This window comes from Pseudomonas sp. PSE1(2024) (genome assembly GCF_050990555.1).
Classification (GTDB): Bacteria; Pseudomonadota; Gammaproteobacteria; order Pseudomonadales; family Pseudomonadaceae; genus Aquipseudomonas; species Aquipseudomonas aphyarum.
This window is the reverse complement of the sequence record NZ_CP158967.1, coordinates 4,580,204-4,595,580: the sequence shown is the minus strand read 5'-3', so window position 1 is coordinate 4,595,580 and position 15,377 is coordinate 4,580,204. Positions and strand designations below refer to the sequence as shown.

Annotated in this window: 19 protein-coding genes; 11 read left to right on the top strand and 8 right to left on the bottom strand. The window is 61.0% G+C overall.

Features of this window, described 5'->3' with window-relative positions:
- The first annotated feature begins 76 nt into the window (after nt 1-76).
- Nucleotides 77-385 carry a hypothetical protein gene (locus tag ABTV87_RS20820; RefSeq protein ID WP_085607170.1) on the top strand — a complete coding sequence of 103 codons (309 nt, stop codon included), beginning with the start codon at nt 77-79 and terminating at the stop codon, nt 383-385.
- A 3-nt stretch (nt 386-388) separates the two neighbouring features.
- Here the strand turns inward: ABTV87_RS20820 and greB are convergent, their stop codons facing one another.
- From greB to ABTV87_RS20805, 3 genes are read right to left on the bottom strand one after another with little or no spacing between them, the layout of a single operon-like run.
- Nucleotides 389-886: a transcription elongation factor GreB gene (gene greB / locus ABTV87_RS20815; protein ID WP_039770483.1), complete on the bottom strand. Its 498-nt coding sequence runs from the start codon at nt 884-886 to the stop codon at nt 389-391.
- A gap of 34 nt (nt 887-920) precedes the next feature.
- On the bottom strand, nt 921-3,425 hold the full coding sequence (locus tag ABTV87_RS20810) for an ABC transporter permease (RefSeq protein WP_433898284.1): 2,505 nt from the start codon (nt 3,423-3,425) through the stop codon (nt 921-923).
- Nucleotides 3,425-4,108, bottom strand: a complete 684-nt coding sequence (locus tag ABTV87_RS20805) for an ABC transporter ATP-binding protein (RefSeq protein WP_007955651.1) — start codon at nt 4,106-4,108, stop codon at nt 3,425-3,427. The genes ABTV87_RS20810 and ABTV87_RS20805 overlap by 1 nt, the downstream gene beginning before the upstream one ends.
- A 10-nt stretch (nt 4,109-4,118) precedes the next feature.
- Between ABTV87_RS20805 and ABTV87_RS20800 the strand changes: the two genes are divergently transcribed.
- From ABTV87_RS20800 to ABTV87_RS20790, 3 genes are all read left to right on the top strand, one after another.
- Complete coding sequence (locus tag ABTV87_RS20800; protein ID WP_007955652.1) at nt 4,119-4,724, top strand: arylesterase; 606 nt, start codon at nt 4,119-4,121, stop codon at nt 4,722-4,724.
- Between the two features lie 57 nt (nt 4,725-4,781).
- Nucleotides 4,782-5,075, top strand: coding sequence for a hypothetical protein (locus ABTV87_RS20795; RefSeq protein ID WP_007955656.1), 294 nt, complete (start codon nt 4,782-4,784; stop codon nt 5,073-5,075).
- A gap of 151 nt (nt 5,076-5,226) precedes the next feature.
- Nucleotides 5,227-6,198, top strand: coding sequence for a L,D-transpeptidase family protein (locus ABTV87_RS20790; RefSeq protein ID WP_007955657.1), 972 nt, complete (start codon nt 5,227-5,229; stop codon nt 6,196-6,198).
- A gap of 123 nt (nt 6,199-6,321) precedes the next feature.
- On the opposite strand, the gene oprI is transcribed toward ABTV87_RS20790, so the two are convergent.
- Nucleotides 6,322-6,573, bottom strand: a complete 252-nt coding sequence (oprI, locus tag ABTV87_RS20785; protein ID WP_003183784.1) for an outer membrane lipoprotei OprI — start codon at nt 6,571-6,573, stop codon at nt 6,322-6,324.
- Nucleotides 6,574-7,210: 637 nt separating this feature from the next.
- Between oprI and ABTV87_RS20780 the strand changes: the two genes are divergently transcribed.
- Nucleotides 7,211-7,492: a GNAT family N-acetyltransferase gene (locus tag ABTV87_RS20780; RefSeq protein ID WP_007955658.1), complete on the top strand. Its 282-nt coding sequence runs from the start codon at nt 7,211-7,213 to the stop codon at nt 7,490-7,492.
- Between the two features lie 70 nt (nt 7,493-7,562).
- Here ABTV87_RS20780 and ABTV87_RS20775 read toward each other — a convergent pair whose 3' ends face one another.
- Both ABTV87_RS20775 and ABTV87_RS20770 read right to left on the bottom strand, forming a co-directional pair.
- Nucleotides 7,563-8,639 carry a 3-deoxy-7-phosphoheptulonate synthase gene (locus ABTV87_RS20775; RefSeq protein ID WP_011335309.1) on the bottom strand — a complete coding sequence of 359 codons (1,077 nt, stop codon included), beginning with the start codon at nt 8,637-8,639 and terminating at the stop codon, nt 7,563-7,565.
- A gap of 145 nt (nt 8,640-8,784) precedes the next feature.
- Nucleotides 8,785-9,213 (bottom strand): PilZ domain-containing protein, encoded by a 429-nt coding sequence (locus tag ABTV87_RS20770; RefSeq protein ID WP_085607164.1) that lies wholly within the window; start codon nt 9,211-9,213, stop codon nt 8,785-8,787.
- Between ABTV87_RS20770 and ABTV87_RS20765 the strand changes: the two genes are divergently transcribed.
- From ABTV87_RS20765 to cysB, 5 genes are all read left to right on the top strand, one after another.
- Complete coding sequence (locus tag ABTV87_RS20765) at nt 9,212-9,598, top strand: thioredoxin family protein (RefSeq protein ID WP_085744977.1); 387 nt, start codon at nt 9,212-9,214, stop codon at nt 9,596-9,598. The two genes, ABTV87_RS20770 and ABTV87_RS20765, sit on opposite strands and share 2 nt — an antisense overlap.
- Nucleotides 9,595-10,551 (top strand): putative 2-dehydropantoate 2-reductase, encoded by a 957-nt coding sequence (locus tag ABTV87_RS20760; RefSeq protein WP_433898283.1) that lies wholly within the window; start codon nt 9,595-9,597, stop codon nt 10,549-10,551. The genes ABTV87_RS20765 and ABTV87_RS20760 overlap by 4 nt, the downstream gene beginning before the upstream one ends.
- 23 nt (nt 10,552-10,574) lie before the next feature.
- Nucleotides 10,575-11,480 carry a 5'-nucleotidase gene (locus ABTV87_RS20755; RefSeq protein WP_007955682.1) on the top strand — a complete coding sequence of 302 codons (906 nt, stop codon included), beginning with the start codon at nt 10,575-10,577 and terminating at the stop codon, nt 11,478-11,480.
- A gap of 98 nt (nt 11,481-11,578) precedes the next feature.
- Entirely contained in the window at nt 11,579-12,082 is a 504-nt protein-coding gene (locus ABTV87_RS20750) for a universal stress protein (protein WP_007955683.1), read from the top strand.
- A 113-nt stretch (nt 12,083-12,195) separates the two neighbouring features.
- A complete protein-coding gene (cysB, locus tag ABTV87_RS20745; RefSeq protein ID WP_007955684.1) occupies nt 12,196-13,170 on the top strand; it encodes an HTH-type transcriptional regulator CysB in 975 nt (324 codons plus the stop codon).
- A gap of 8 nt (nt 13,171-13,178) precedes the next feature.
- On the opposite strand, the gene ABTV87_RS20740 is transcribed toward cysB, so the two are convergent.
- Entirely contained in the window at nt 13,179-13,661 is a 483-nt protein-coding gene (locus ABTV87_RS20740) for a GreA/GreB family elongation factor (RefSeq protein ID WP_074687988.1), read from the bottom strand.
- Between the two features lie 2 nt (nt 13,662-13,663).
- Nucleotides 13,664-14,071, bottom strand: coding sequence for a hypothetical protein (locus ABTV87_RS20735; protein ID WP_007955686.1), 408 nt, complete (start codon nt 14,069-14,071; stop codon nt 13,664-13,666).
- A gap of 124 nt (nt 14,072-14,195) precedes the next feature.
- On the opposite strand from ABTV87_RS20735, the gene earP reads away from it, so the two are divergent.
- Nucleotides 14,196-15,338, top strand: coding sequence for an elongation factor P maturation arginine rhamnosyltransferase EarP (gene earP / locus ABTV87_RS20730; protein WP_433898282.1), 1,143 nt, complete (start codon nt 14,196-14,198; stop codon nt 15,336-15,338).
- The last annotated feature ends 39 nt before the right edge of the window (nt 15,339-15,377 follow it).

Here is a 15,377-nt window from a genome sequence, read left to right as displayed (position 1 = left end):
CGAAATACCGCTAAAGCGCTGGTTCGGTGTTGCCTCTCACCTGCCATGCAGACTTTTGAGGCAGAGACACGACACGATGAATGCACTACGCCCTCCAGCACGTCCCGCGCCGATCACGGCACACATCACCCAGCGCAACCCGAAAATCCTGCTTGGCGGCAAACATCAGCCGACGCTGTTGCGTTATCTCGATGGCTGGCCACGTCGCAGCGGCGGTCCTGCCGCCTTCCTGATCCAGTTTGTCGAAGACGGTGAGTCGCTGGCGCGTTTTGCCGATGACAGTTTCGATCTGGCCGTCATTCAGGCCCCGAGCCTTGAAGAGGCGCCGGAAATGATTCGCCAACTGACCCGAGTCGCACGCCAAGGCCTGATCACCCGGCGCTGAGCGTCAGGGATATTCGATCGCCACGATGTAGACGAACTGTTCGCCGGTCGGCGTCTGTACCCGCACTTCAGCATCCAGCGCCTTGCCGATCAGGGCGCGGGCCAGCGGCGAGTCGATGCTGATCAGGCCGAGTTTCAGGTCCAGTTCGTCCGGGCCGACGATCCGATAGCGCGACTGTTTGCCGTCCTCGTCTTCGATGGTCACCCACGCGCCGAAGTAGACCTTGTTCGGATCGCTCGGTTTTTCGCTGACCACTTTCAACGCTTCGAGGCGTTTAGTGAGAAAACGCACGCGACTGTCGATCTCGCGCAGCATTTTCTTGCCGTAGGTGTACTCGGCATTTTCCGAACGATCACCCTGAGCCGCCGCTTCGCTGACCGACTGCGTCACTTGCGGGCGGCGCACGTGCCACAGCTCATGGAATTCGGCGCGCATCCGCGCTTCACCTTCGGGGGTGATCAGCGCGGTGCCGGCAGTGCGGGGAGGGCGATAACGGCTCATGGCAACTTCTTTTGATTAAGACGGCTGGAGTCTATCAACCCTCGCGCAACACTGTCAGCGGGCTGGCGTTCAGCGCACGCCGCGTGCCGAACACGCCGGCGCCACCGATCAGCGCCGCGCCGATCAACGGCAACAGCAGCAACCACGGATGGGGATGCCACGGCAGGTCGAAGGCAAAGCGATACAGCACCAGACTCACCACTTCCGAACCGATCGCCGCGAGCAACCCGCTGACCGCGCCGAGCAAACCGAACTCGATCCGTCGTGCCTTGATCAGTAACTGCCGCTCGGCCCCCAGCGCACGCAACAGCGCACCCTGGCGAATGCGTTCATCCAGCGTTGCCTGCAACCCGGAAAACAGCACCGCCATCCCCGCCGCCAACACAAACAACAGCACATACTCCACCGCCAGGGTGACCTGGGCGAGGATGCTGCGCAGCTGTTCGAGCAAGGCTTCGACCTGCAGGATGGTTACCGCCGGGAATGCTCGCGACAACTCGACAATCTGCTGATCGTGACCGGGGGCCAGATAGAAGCTGGTCAGGTAGGTCGCCGGCAAGTCCTTCAGGGTGCCAGGCTGGAAGATCATGAAGAAGTTCGGCTGGAAGTTGTCCCAGTTGATCTCCCGCAAACTGGTGACCTTCGCTTCGCGATTGACCCCGCCGACGCTGAACACCATGTGATCGCCCAGCTTGAGCTTGAGGCTTTCGGCCACCTTGCCTTCCACCGAGACGCCCGGAACGTCATCCGAAGGTTGGCCGGTCCACCACGATCCGGCGGTGACCTTGTTGCCCGCCGGCAGATCGGCCGCCCAGGTCAGGCTCAGGTCGCGCTGGATGGCGCGGTCGCCGGCCGAATCCTTGCTGACGATCTGCTGCACTGCTTCGCCATTGATACTGATCAGCCGTCCCGGCACCACCGGGTACAACGGCGCGGCCTGGGCCGAGACGTTGATCAGGTGATCGGTGAAGGCTTGTTTGTCGGCCGGCAGGATGTTCAGAGCGAAATAGTTGGGGGCATTTTTCGGCAACTGGTTCTGCCAGGTGTCGAGCAGTTCACCGCGCAGCAATGCAATCAAAGCCATGGACAGCAGGATCAGCCCGAAAGCCAATGATTGGCCGGCGGCCGCCAAAGGGTGGCGCAATAACTGACCCAACCCGAGACGCCACGGCAGGGATGCACGCGCGAGCAGGCGACGCAGGCTTTGCAGCAGCAACAGCAGCAAACCGCCGAGCACCAGCGCGGCGACCACACCGCCGCCGAGCAGGGCGAATGTCAGCAGCAGGTCGAGGCTCAGTCGCCACATGATCAGCCCGAGCGCACCGAGTGCCGCGCCATAGACCATCCAGGTGCTCGATGGAATCGGCAGCATGTCCCGACGCAATACCCGCAACGGCGGCACGCGGCCCAGTGCGGCGAGCGGTGGCAGGGCGAAACCGGCCAGCGCCACCAGCCCGGTGCCGATGCCGGCCAGTGCCGGCAGCAAGCCACCCGGCGGTACGTCGGTCGGCAGCAGATCATGCAGCAGTGCGAACAATCCCAATTGCGCGAGCCAGCCCAGCAGGGCGCCGCTGAGGCTGGCGAGCAGGCCGAGCACCGTCAGTTGCAGACTGAACAGCACCAGGGTTTCCCGCCGCGACAAGCCCAGGCAACGGAGCAGGGCGCTGGCATCGAAACGCCGGCTGGCGAAGCGGTTGGCCGATAGCGCCACCGCGACACCGGCCAGAAGCACGGCCACCAGGCTGGCCATGTTCAGATAGCGTTCGGCCTTGCCCAGTGCGCCGCCAATCTGCCGGTTGCCGTCGCGGGCATCCTGAATCCGCTGGTTGGCGGCGAGTCCCGGTTTGATCAGTTGGCGATAGGTTTCCAGCGCCTGCGGCTCACCGCGCCACAGCTCGCGGTAACTCACGCGGCTGCCGGGTTGCACCACGCCGGTCGCGGCGAGATCGTCAAGGTTGATCAATACTCGTGGAGTCAGGCTGTAAAAGTTGCCGGCGCGATCCGGTTCGTAAGTCAGCACTCGCGTCAGTTTCAACGTCTTCATGCCGACGTCGATGCTGTCGCCGATCTTCAGGTCCAGCGCCGTCAGCAGGCGCGCTTCGACCCAGGCTTCACCGGGCTGCGGCTCGCCACCGGCCTCTTCTGTCGCGTAAGGGGCGGGGGCGCTTTTCAGTTCGCCGCGCAGCGGATAGGCGCGGTCGACGGCTTTGATACTGGAGAGCTGAATGCCGTTGTCCGTGGCGATGACGCTGGAAAACTCCACCACCTGCGCATGATCCAGACGCAGCTCGGTGCCGCTCCTGATCTGTTCCGGTCGGGCCGGCGAACTGCCTTCGAGCGACAGGTCGGCGCCGAGAAACTCGGTGGCGCGCAGCATCATTGCGCCGTTGAGGCGGGCGCCGAAATAGCCGATCGCGGTACTCGCCGCGACCGCCACGACCAAGGCGAAAAACAGCACCCGCAGTTCACCGGCGCGGGCATCGCGCATCAGTTGGCGCAGGGCGAGACTGAACAGACGCAACAGCGGCAGACGTGCCATCAAGGCTCCAGAGGGGCGACCAACAGGCCGGCTTCAAGACGGATCAGGCGCCGGCAACGATGGGCCAGGCGTTCGTCGTGGGTCACCAGCACCAGGGTGGTGCCGCGTTCCTTGTTCAATTCGAACAGCAAGTCGCTGATGCGCTCGCCGGTGTGGCTGTCGAGGTTACCGGTGGGTTCGTCGGCGAACAGCACGTCCGGCTCGGCGGCGAAGGCCCGGGCAATCGCCACGCGCTGTTGCTCACCACCGGAGAGCTGGCGCGGCGAGTGAGTCAGGCGCTGGCCGAGGCCGACCCGTTGCAGCAGTTCGGTGGCGCGGCTTCGAGCGTCTTTGCGGCCGTCGAGCTCCAGCGGCAGCATGACGTTTTCCAGCGCGTTGAGGCTGTCGAGCAACTGGAACGATTGAAAGACGAAGCCCACGTGTTCGGCCCGAATGCGCGCGCGCTGGTCTTCGTCGAGATTGCTCAGGCCTTGCCCGGCGAGCGTCACTTCGCCGCTGCTCGGCAGATCAAGGCCGGCGAGCAGACCCAGCAGGGTGGATTTGCCGGAACCGGACGCGCCGACGATGGCCAGGCTGTCGCCCTTGTTCAGTTCCAGGCTGAGTTCGTGCAGGATGGTCAGTTCACCTTCCGCGCTGGGAACCACTTTGCTAAGGTTCTTCGCGGTGAGAATGCTTGCGCCCATGGAGAATCCGATGCGTGTGTGGTTTTTGAGTGCTGGCCTGGCCTTGATGTGCATGGCCCAGAACGCAGCGGCGGGTACAGTCCTGATCGTTGGCGATAGTATCAGCGCCGGTTTCGGACTGGATACCCGGCTGGGGTGGGTGTCGTTGCTCGAACAGCGGCTCAAGACCGAAGGTTTTGACGATAAAGTGGTCAATGCGTCCATCAGTGGCGACACCAGTGCCGGAGGCCAGGCACGGCTGCCTGCGCTGCTTGCAGAGCACAAACCGGAACTGGTGATCCTCGAATTGGGCGGCAACGATGGCCTGCGCGGAATGCCGCCGACGCAATTGCAACAAAATCTTGCTTCGATGATCGACAGCTCCCGCCAAAGCGGTGCCAAGGTGCTGTTGCTCGGCATGCAATTGCCGCCCAACTACGGCAAGCGTTATACCGATGCCTTTGCCGAGGTCTACGGCAAACTCGCCGAGGAGAAAAAAATCCCGCTGGTGCCGTTTTTCCTCGACGGTGTGGGCGGGCATCCGGACTTGATGCAGGCAGACGGTCTGCACCCGGCGGCCGGGGCTCAGGGCAAGTTGCTGGAAAATGTCTGGCCGACGCTAAAACCGCTGTTATGAGGCTTTTCTAGCGGCAGGCTTTCGGCTAATGTGGCGCCCCCTAATTTGGAGCCCCCGATGCCGCGTTCTGCCTGGTCCCTGTTTGCCTACCAACTGATCGAGCCTGACGAACAGCTGGATCTGTTCGCCTGCCAGGAAGTGCGAGTGCATCTGGTGACCCGTCAACTGGAACTCGGTGGTTCGGCGGACCGCACCCTGTGCGGCAGTCTGCTGCCGGCGCAACCGCGCTGGTCGAGCGTCGATCGCCGGGTGTTCCAGGATCAGCGCCTGTGCTCGCTGTGCCGGGCGATCCTCGAATCGCAGAAGCGCGGCACCTCGCCGATCTGGCCCGAGTTGCGTTTCGAGCTTTAAGCGCAACCATTCTTCCGAACGCAGTCGGAGCTTGCGGCAGCTTCAATCATGAAGAGTGATGCCAGCCCATCGGCGCATCTCCCCGAATTCCCTGGGCGCGGTGTACAATCGCGTTCTTATTACCTTGTCGATCTTGCGAAGGATTCTCCGGATGTTGCCGCGTTTTCCTGCCGTCACCCGCTGCCTGTCTCTTGCCGCCCTGTGTGTGGCCGGTCCCGTTGCCGCACTGGAGTTTCCCCTGCCACCACCCGGTGAGGACATCATCGGCCAGGTGCAGGTGATCAAGGCCAAGTACGAAGATACCTTTGCCGATCTGGGCACCACCTACGATCTGGGCTATTCGGAAATGGTCGCGGCCAACCCGGGCGTCGATGCCTGGCTGCCGGGCGCCGGCACCGAAATCGTTCTGCCGACCCGCTTCATCCTGCCGCCGGGCCCGCGTGAAGGCATCGTGATCAACCTGGCCGAATACCGCCTCTACTATTTCCCGAAAGGCCGGAACGTGGTGTACACCTTTCCGCTGGGTATCGGTCGTGAAGGCTGGGGCTCGCCGATCGCGCACACCACAATCACCGCCAAGACACCGAATCCGACTTGGACGCCGCCAGCCTCGATCAAGGCCGAGCACGCGGCCGACGGTGATCCGCTGCCGAACGTGGTGCCGGCCGGTCCGGACAACCCGCTGGGTCCGTTCAAGTTCACCCTGGGCACGCCGGGCTACCTGATCCACGGCTCGAACAAGAAGTTCGGCATCGGCATGCGCACCAGCCACGGCTGCTTCCGCATGTTCAACAACAACGTGCTGGAAATGGCCGGCATGGTGCCGGTGGGGACTTCGGTACGGATTCTCAACGACGCCTACAAGTTCGGTCGCAGTGGTGGCAAGATCTACCTGGAAGCGCACACGCCGATCGACGACAAGGGCAACCCGTCGGTGGTCGACAAGCACACCGCCGTGATCAACGCGATGCTCAAGCGTGAAGACATCACCAACAACCTGCGCATGGACTGGGATGTGGTGCGTGATGTGGTGGCGGCCGAAGATGGCCTGCCAACCGAAATCGGCACGCCGAACACCTCGGCGCCGATGGTCTCCAGCGCACCGATCGACCTGCAGCAATAAGCTGAAAGACAAAACCCGCCGAGGCTTGCGCAGCGGCGGGTTTTTTATTGCCCGCAGAAAACCGCAGGCACAAAAAAGCCGACCCAAAAAATGGGTCGGCTTGATAACAATCCCGAAGGACTATTACTTGCGGCTAGCTTTTTCCAGCATGCGCAGAGCACGCTCGTTAGCTTCGTCAGCAGTCTGTTGTGCTTTTTGAGCAGCAGCCAGAGCTTCATCAGCTTTACGGTAAGCTTCGTCTGCACGAGCCTGGGAGCGAGCAGCTGCGTCTTCAGTAGCGGTCAGACGTGCTTCGGTTTCTTTCGATGCGCTGCTGCAACCGGTAGCCAGAACTGCGGCCAGAGCCAGAGCAGAGAATTTCAGAACGTTGTTCATCGTGTTCCCCTTCAAGGACTTTCAATTAAGTGGCTGTCTCCTCCGATTGAGGAAATAGCCGGCGTACATACTACCCATTACTTGTAGTAAGTAAACTGACGTGAGGCAAGAAGCAAAAAAAATTGTAGGCGTTGATTCTTTTTCGAGCAACTTTTAACTGCGTTGTATAAAAAATATCCAGCTGTAAGCCGCGAGATGAGCGAGTTAATGAGAAAAAGTTCCCGTTGCCGCGGGTTGTTTTGCAGGTAGTGGCTAAAGTCTGTCTATATGGATTCGTCCACACTTTTGTTGCGAATTTGCGCAGCGCCTCGCATATCTTTGTCCATGTTGAGGTGACTTTAAAACAGGGGGCTCGTCTTAAGTCTCAACATCCGGCGATGTTCAGCCTTTCGGCTCGGGAAGATTGTCTCCCGAACCGGCCCTGAGTCCACCGGAACTGCCCCGTCAATCTGCATGATGACGAGCGTACCTTGAGCATTTTCGCCAATGGTGCCTACTATTTGATACGTGCTCGGGTTGCGCGAGATCGGTGCAGTTCTTCTCGGTGTCCATCAGGCACGGGGTGGCGTAGATGTTCCTTCGCCGGGAAAACATCGGTAAGGTAGGGGTCAGAATTCGAGACCCGCGAGGAGTAGTGATGAGCGAGGCGTTGTCCATCCACCATGACCAGGCTGGTCATCAGTTCGAGACCAATGTGGACGGTCATCGTGCCTACCTGACCTATATGGATCTGGGGAAACAGACCCTGGATATCTACCGCACCTTCGTGCCCAACGCCTTGCGTGGCCGAGGCATCGCGGCAGCCCTGACCGAGCGGGCGTTGCAGTACGCTGATGAAATGGGCTACACGGTCATTCCATCGTGCTCCTACGTGGAGCGTTACATGGAGCGTCATCAGCGGCGCACCGCCAAGATCTGACTGACCTCACACCGCACACACAAAAACGCCGGGCAATGCCCGGCGTTTTTTTATGCCTGCGAAACGGCTGTCAGCCGCGCTGACGTTTCGGCAGGACATCCTTGAGCTTGGCGTGCATGCTGCGCAAGGTGTTTTCGGTAGCGGACCAGTCGATGCAGGCATCGGTGATCGACACGCCGTATTGCAGGTCGGCGAGGTCTTTCGGGATCGCCTGGCAGCCCCAGTTCAGGTGACTTTCGACCATCAGGCCGATGATCGACTGGTTGCCTTCGAGGATCTGGTTGGCGACGTTCTCCATCACCAGCGGTTGCAGGGCCGGATCCTTGTTGGAGTTGGCGTGGCTGCAATCGACCATGATGTTCGGCTTGATCTTGGCCTTGTTCAGCGCCTGCTCGCACAGGGCGACGCTGACCGAATCGTAGTTCGGCTTGCCGTTGCCACCGCGCAGTACCACGTGACCGTAGGCGTTGCCTTTGGTGGTGACGATCGACACGCCACCTTCCTGGTTGATGCCCAGGAAACGGTGCGGGCTGGAAACCGACTGCAAGGCGTTGATCGCCACGGTCAGGCCGCCGTCGGTGCCGTTCTTGAAGCCGACCGCCGAGGACAGGCCGGAAGCCATTTCGCGGTGGGTCTGGGATTCGGTGGTGCGGGCGCCGATCGCCGACCAGCTGATCAGGTCCTGCAAGTACTGCGGGGAGATCGGGTCGAGGGCTTCGGTCGCGGTCGGCAGGCCTTTCTCGGCCAGGTCCAGCAGCAACTGGCGACCGATGTGCAGACCGTCCTGGATCTTGAACGAGTCATCCAGGTACGGGTCGTTGATCAGGCCTTTCCAGCCGACGGTGGTCCGTGGCTTTTCGAAATACACGCGCATGACCAGATACAGGGTGTCCGAGACTTCTGCCGCCAGCACTTTCAGGCGATCGGCATATTCGTGGGCAGCCTTGATGTCGTGGATCGAGCAGGGGCCGATCACCACGAACAGACGATGGTCGGTGCCATCGAGAATGTTGCGGATGACCTCGCGACCCTTGGTGACGGTGCGCAGGGCAGCGTCGCTCAGAGGAATATCACGCTTGAGCTGATCGGGAGTGATCAGGGTCTCGTTGGAAGCGACGTTCAGGTCGTTGATCGGTAAATCAGCCATCGTTTACTCGTCAGGTCACGGGTGCCGGCCGCCAGCGATCCCCGCGCGGCGGAGCACAGCGGATTTAAGCGCGTCGGGGAGCCGAACCTTATCGCGTTAGACGCCTGCTAGACAATGGGCAAGTAACTGTTCAGTCCAGCTCTGGTTACGCAAAAGCCTTGCGAACGCTGTCGTGGGAGAACTCTTCGGCGTGCTGCTCGACCCATTGCAGGGCTCGCGCCTGGATATCCTGCAGGTCATCGTGGGCATCGTTGATTCGGCAATAGCGCTCGATCTGACACACCTGCTCACCCATTCGCGCGCTGAACAGCGTCTGCTCATCCGTGAACGCAATGCCCACCAGATAACCTTTTTTACGACGCAGGCACCAGGCCACATAGCCCGGATAGGTGAAATCGGCATTGATGGTCGGCATGCGCACTTGCAGCGCGGTGCCATGGCGCCAGGCACGGTGGTAATTGCAAGCGATGCCGCCGAGGCTGATAGTGTGCAGCCGTTGACGCGAAATACACTCCGGTGTGAGCAGGGTCAATTCAACGGGCACATCATCCGGATGAGGAATAAACCGTCCCATGAGCACAGACTCCCTGTGTCGGCCATTTGACATTGTTTCCCCCAGTATAGTGGTCGAATCGCAGCTGACCGATTTTGACGCCGACCAACGGCTGCTGGCGATGAACGGCGTTTCACTGGTGATCTTCACCAGCGTCGGCTGCGCCAGTTGCCGCTATGCCCGCGAAGTGTTGCCGGGGCTCGATCTCGCCGTCGATCGCGTGTGCTGGATCGATGCCGGCGACAACGGCGGACTGGTCGAGCGTTATCAGGTCTTTCATTTGCCGGCGCTGTTTGTGGTGCGCGACGGCGAGTTCTTTGGGGCAGTGCACACGCGCCTGAATGTCGATGAGCTGAACGCAGCCGTGGCGCAGGCGCTGGGTCGAATTGCAGAGGAGTTGCCGTGATGGGAGCAGTGAACAAACCGGTGGTGGGGATTATCGGCACCGGCGCCATCGGAGGGTTCTACGGGGTGATGCTGGCCCGGGCCGGGTTCGATGTGCACTTTCTGTTGCGCAGTGAGTTTTCCGCGGTCGCCGAGCGCGGCTTGCAGGTGGACAGTGCCGTGCATGGCACATTGACGCTGAATCCGGTGCAGGCCTATTCGTCAGCTGAAGACATGCCGCCCTGCGACTGGCTGCTGGTCGGCGCCAAGACCACCAGCAATGCCGGGCTGGCGCCTTCGATCATTCAGGCGGCGAAGCCCGACGCGAAAGTTCTGGTGCTGCAAAACGGCCTCGACGTCGAAGACAGCTTGCGGGCGTTGCTGCCCGACTCCCTGCACTTGCTGGGCGGTTTGTGCCTGATCTGCGTCCACCGCGAAGGGCCGGGGCAGATCACCCACCAGGCGTTGGGGGCGGTGAACGTCGGGTATCACAGCGGCCCGGCACCGGATGACGCGGCGCGCATGGCGATCGTCGAGGAGGGCGCCGGCCTGTTCCGCGCCGCCGGTCTCGACTCCCAAGCGATGCCGAACCTGCATCAGGCGCGCTGGCAGAAACTGGTGTGGAACATTCCCTACAACGGCCTTTCGGTGTTGCTCGGTGCCAGCACCACGCCGTTGATGGCCGATACCGACAGCCGCGCATTGATTCAGGCACTGATGGCCGAAGTGGTGCAGGGCGCCAAGGCCTGCGGTCACGACATGCCGCCCGGTTACGCTGAATACCTGTTCATGATGACCGAGAAAATGCCCGACTATTGGCCGAGCATGTACCACGACTTTTTGCACAAGCGACCGCTGGAGCTGGAGGCGATCTACGCTCGTCCTTTGGCGGCGGCAAAAGCGGCAGGCTGCGAGTTGCCGCGAATCGAATCGTTGTATCGCACATTGAGCTTTATCGACCGGCGTAACGTTTAAACCGGTCGCACTGGGGGAAAGGCATGGCCAAGAACATCGATGACAAACTGGTGCTGGCGATTTCGTCCCGTGCCCTGTTCGACCTGAGCGAAAGCCACAAGGTGTATGAGTCGAGTGGCGTCGAAGCCTACCGGCAATATCAGATCGATCACGAAGACGAAATCCTCGCGCCGGGCGATGCCTTTCCGCTGGTGGAAAAACTGCTCAACCTGAACAGTCGCCTCGGCCGCGCCCGGGTCGAGGTGATTCTGGTGTCGCGCAACAGTGCCGACACCGGCCTGCGCGTTTTCAACTCCATTGGTCATTACGGCCTGGCGATCTCCCGCGCGGCGTTCGTCGGCGGTCGCAGTCCTTATCCGTATCTGAAGGCCTTTGGTTGCGATCTGTTTCTCTCCACCCACGCAGAAGACGTGCGCGCTGCACTGGATGCCGGTTTCGCGGCGGCGACCATTCTGTCCGGCGGCGCCAGCCGTGCGGCCAGCGATGAATTGCGCATCGCCTTCGACGGTGATGCGGTGCTGTTCTCCGACGAATCGGAGCGTGTCTATCAATCCGGTGGCCTCGAAGCCTTCCAGGCCAAGGAGCGTGAATCCGCGCGCGAACCGTTGCGTGGCGGGCCGTTCAAAGGCTTTCTCGCGGCGCTCAATCTGTTGCAGCGCGAGTTCTCCGACGAGGAGTGCCCGATCCGCACTGCCCTGGTCACCGCGCGTTCGGCGCCGGCCCACGAGCGGGTGATCCGCACCTTGCGCGAGTGGGACATTCGTCTGGACGAATCGCTGTTTCTCGGTGGCCTGACCAAATCGGCGTTCCTCGAAGCCTTCGCCGCCGACGTGTTTTTCGACGATCAGGCCGGCCACTGCGAACTGGCCCGGGAAGTCGTGGCGACCGGCCACGTGCCCCACGGCATCAGCAACGAACCGGCGGTCTAAAGCCCACGTGGTTCAAGACGTTGCGTCGCACGTCGTACTCGCCAAGGCACTGCTAAGCTGAATCAAATCTCCGCCATGTTGGCACGCGAGGAGGTCATATGATTCGTTCGATGCTGTATGCCACTGACCTCGGTCTGTACGCACCGTTAGTGATGCAGCATGCCTTGGCAATGGCGCGAACGTTCAATGCCGATCTGTACGTGGTGCACGCGGTGGAACCCATGGGGCTGTTTGCCGAATCGGTTTTACAGAGCTATCTCGACGAACAGGCGTTGAACGAATTTCACAGTCAGGGTCTGAAAACCGTCATCGCCAATATCGAGCAGCGGGTGCTCGACAGTTTTCGTGAAGAGCTGGGGGACGAGGGCGAGCAGGACCTGCAGCGGATACGCGCGGTGCGGGTGCTGCAGGGCGATCCGTCACAGGTGATTCTCGATCAGGTACAGAAACTCTCTGTCGATTTGCTGATCGTAGGAAGTCACAGCCACGGGGTCGGGGCGGAAACACCTTTGGGGCGAACGGCAGCCCGGCTGCTGCAATTGTCCAAGGTGCCGGTTTATCTGGTGCCGCTGGTGGAGCGTCGGCGTCGGGAGGATCGCTGAAGCAGGAATAATGGCACTTTGATAAAAAAGTTCTAGATTTATTCTTCAAACCATTAATATAGTTATATACCGTCGCTGATGCCCGTGGCGTCTACCTGCTTTGAGGGATTCATATGAAGCTTCAACAATTGCGCTACATCTGGGAAGTGGCGCACCACGACCTCAACGTTTCCGCTACAGCCCAAAGCCTCTACACCTCGCAACCGGGCATCAGTAAACAGATCCGCCTGCTGGAAGACGAACTGGGCGTCGAAGTGTTCGCCCGCAGCGGCAAGCACCTGACCCGCGTCACTCCGGCCGGCGAGCGCATCATCACCACCGCCGGTGAGATTCTGCGCAAGGTCGAAAGCATCAAGCAGATCGCCCAGGAATTCTCCAACGAGAAGAAAGGCACCCTGTCGATCGCCACCACCCACACCCAGGCACGTTATGCACTGCCGCCGGTGATCAGCAACTTCATCAAGCAATACCCGGACGTGGCGCTGCACATGCACCAGGGTTCGCCGATGCAGATCGCCGAAATGGCTGCTGACGGCACCGTCGATTTCGCCATCGCCACCGAAGCGCTGGAGCTGTTCGGCGATCTGGTGATGATGCCGTGCTACCGCTGGAACCGTTGCGTGGTCGTGCCTCAGGGCCACCCGCTGACCAAGCTGCCGAAGCTGACCCTCGAAGCGCTGGCCGAATACCCGATCGTGACTTACGTGTTCGGTTTCACCGGTCGTTCGAAACTCGACGAAGCCTTCAGCCATCGCGGCCTGACGCCGAAAGTGGTGTTCACCGCGGCCGACGCCGACGTGATCAAAACCTACGTGCGTCTGGGCCTGGGTGTCGGCATCGTGGCGAAAATGGCGGTCGACACCAAACTGGATAACGATCTGGTGGTGCTCGATGCCAGCGAACTGTTCGAGTCCAGCGTGACCAAGATCGGTTTCCGTCGCGGCACCTTCCTGCGCGGCTTCATGTGCGACTTCATCGAGAAGTTCGCGCCGCACCTGACCCGCGAAGTCATGGCCAAGGCCATTCAGTGCCACAACAAGCAGGAACTGGAAGAACTGTTCGAAGGCGTCGAACTGCCGGTTCACTAAGCCCCTGTCTACAGCACCTCGGTGACAGCAAACTGTTGCCGGGTGCCCGCCACCAGAATCTCCACCTCGTCACCCTCGAATTTGCCCAGCAGGCTTTTGCCCAGCGGCGAGCGCGGGGTGATGACGGTAATCGGCTGACCCACCACGTCGACCTTCAGGCCTGCCGCATCCGGCGCCAGAAACAGCCATTGTTCACGACCCTTTTCGTCTTCCAGACCGAGCAGGGCGCCGATTTCAATCCCTCGCTGATCGTCATACGCGCGCAGCGTCAGGTTTTGGCACAGCGCCAGTGACTGACGAATTTCCTCGACCCGTTTCGCCTGGCCCGCCGCCAGATACGACGCCTCAAGACCCAGCGTGTCGTACTTGTTTTCGGCGATGTTCTCTTCGTGGGTCGCGGTTTCGTAAGCGGTTTGCGCCGCGCGTTCGGCGATGTCGAGATCGACGCGCAGCTTGTCGAGAATCAGTTGGTGAACCGTCTGTTTATTCATGATCAATCGCAGAATTGCAGGACGTTGGCGCGGCTCTTTTCGCTCGGGGCCGTCTGATCCTGTTGCAGCCAGAACTGGCATTTGGGGTTCGACAGATTACGTGTGCTGCCACGCGCCTGATCCAGACGTGCCTGTTGCTCGTTCTTGCGCAGGTTTTCTTCGTACTGCTCGAACAACGGGCTCTGCGGCGGAATGTCCGGCACCACTCGGACGGCGGGTGGATTGGCCAGTTGCTGTACGGCCTGGGCAACCGGCGCCAGTTGTTCATTGAAGAAAAAGCGTGAAGCGAGCCAGCACGTCAGCGCAATGGCCAGGAAACCCAGCCACAGACCCAGGGCAATGCTGCCGGTCAATTGCAGCGCGCTAAGCTGAACAGGCAAGGGGCGACGCGGGTTGGGACGATAGGGCATGGCTGCCTCCTGGCGGATGAATGCGGGCGAGTGGCGATTGTCGCACGAAGATTAATTGCCGTCGGCTCTTCTGCATGGAGACATTTATGCGGACAATCGGCGCTTTTGCCAACGGGAGCCTTGAATGCCGCCACTGAACACCCGCTGGGACATTTTTTGTACGGTCGTCGATAACTACGGCGACATCGGCGTGACTTGGCGTCTGGCCCGGCAACTGGTCAGCGAGCAGGCAATGACGGTGCGGCTGTGGGTCGATGACCTGCGCGCCTTCGAACGCATCTGCCCCGAAATCGACATCGGCCTCGATCAGCAATGGCAGCAGGGCGTCGAAGTCCGGCACTGGCCGGCCGAGTGGCAGGAGGCGGAGGCGGCCGACGTGGTGATCGCCGCGTTTGCCTGCCAGTTGCCGAGCGTCTACATGGACGCCATGGCGGCACGGGAAAAGCCGCCGTTGTGGATGAACCTCGACTACCTCAGCGCTGAAGACTGGGTGGTCGGTTGCCACGGTTTGCCTTCGGTGAAGTACAAGTCGGTGCAGAAGTACTTTTTCTTTCCGGGGTTCCAGCCGGGCACCGGCGGCCTGTTGCGTGAAAGCGGTTTGCTGGAGCGGCGTCAGCAGTTTCAGCAGGATCCCGAGGCGCAGCGACAATTCCTGCACGGTCTGGGGATCGTTCCTTCACCCGATGCGCAACTGATCTCGTTGTTTGCCTATGAGAATGCCGGGCTCGGCAGCTGGCTGGATGTGCTGGCCGCTGACTCGACGCCCACTCATCTGCTGGTGCCGGAAGGGCGGATTCTCGGCGATGTCGCCCGTTGGCTAGGGGTCGAGTCGCTGACGGTCGGGGGGACGCATGTTCGTCAGTCGCTGACCGTGCAGGTGCTGCCGTTCGTCCGGCAGGATCAATACGATCAATTGCTCTGGTGCTGCGATTTCAACGCGGTGCGCGGCGAGGATTCGTTTGTCCGGGCGCAATGGGCGGGGCGGCCGATGCTGTGGCACATCTATCAGCAGGACGAAGACATCCATCTCGACAAGCTCGACGCCTTCCTTGCGCTCTACACAAAACGTCTTTCGCCGGCTGCCGTCGAGGCGATGAACGGTCTATGGCGTGCCTGGAGTGCCGGGCAGCCTATCGGCGACCACTGGCTTGAAGCCCGCAAACACTGGCCCGAACTGCAGGAAAATGCCCGCGCGTGGTGTCTGGAACAGGCCTTGCAGGCGGATCTTGCGACGGCGCTGGTACAGTTTTACCGAAATTGGATATGATACGCGGCCTAGATTTTTGTAAATCCCATCCAAATTCGG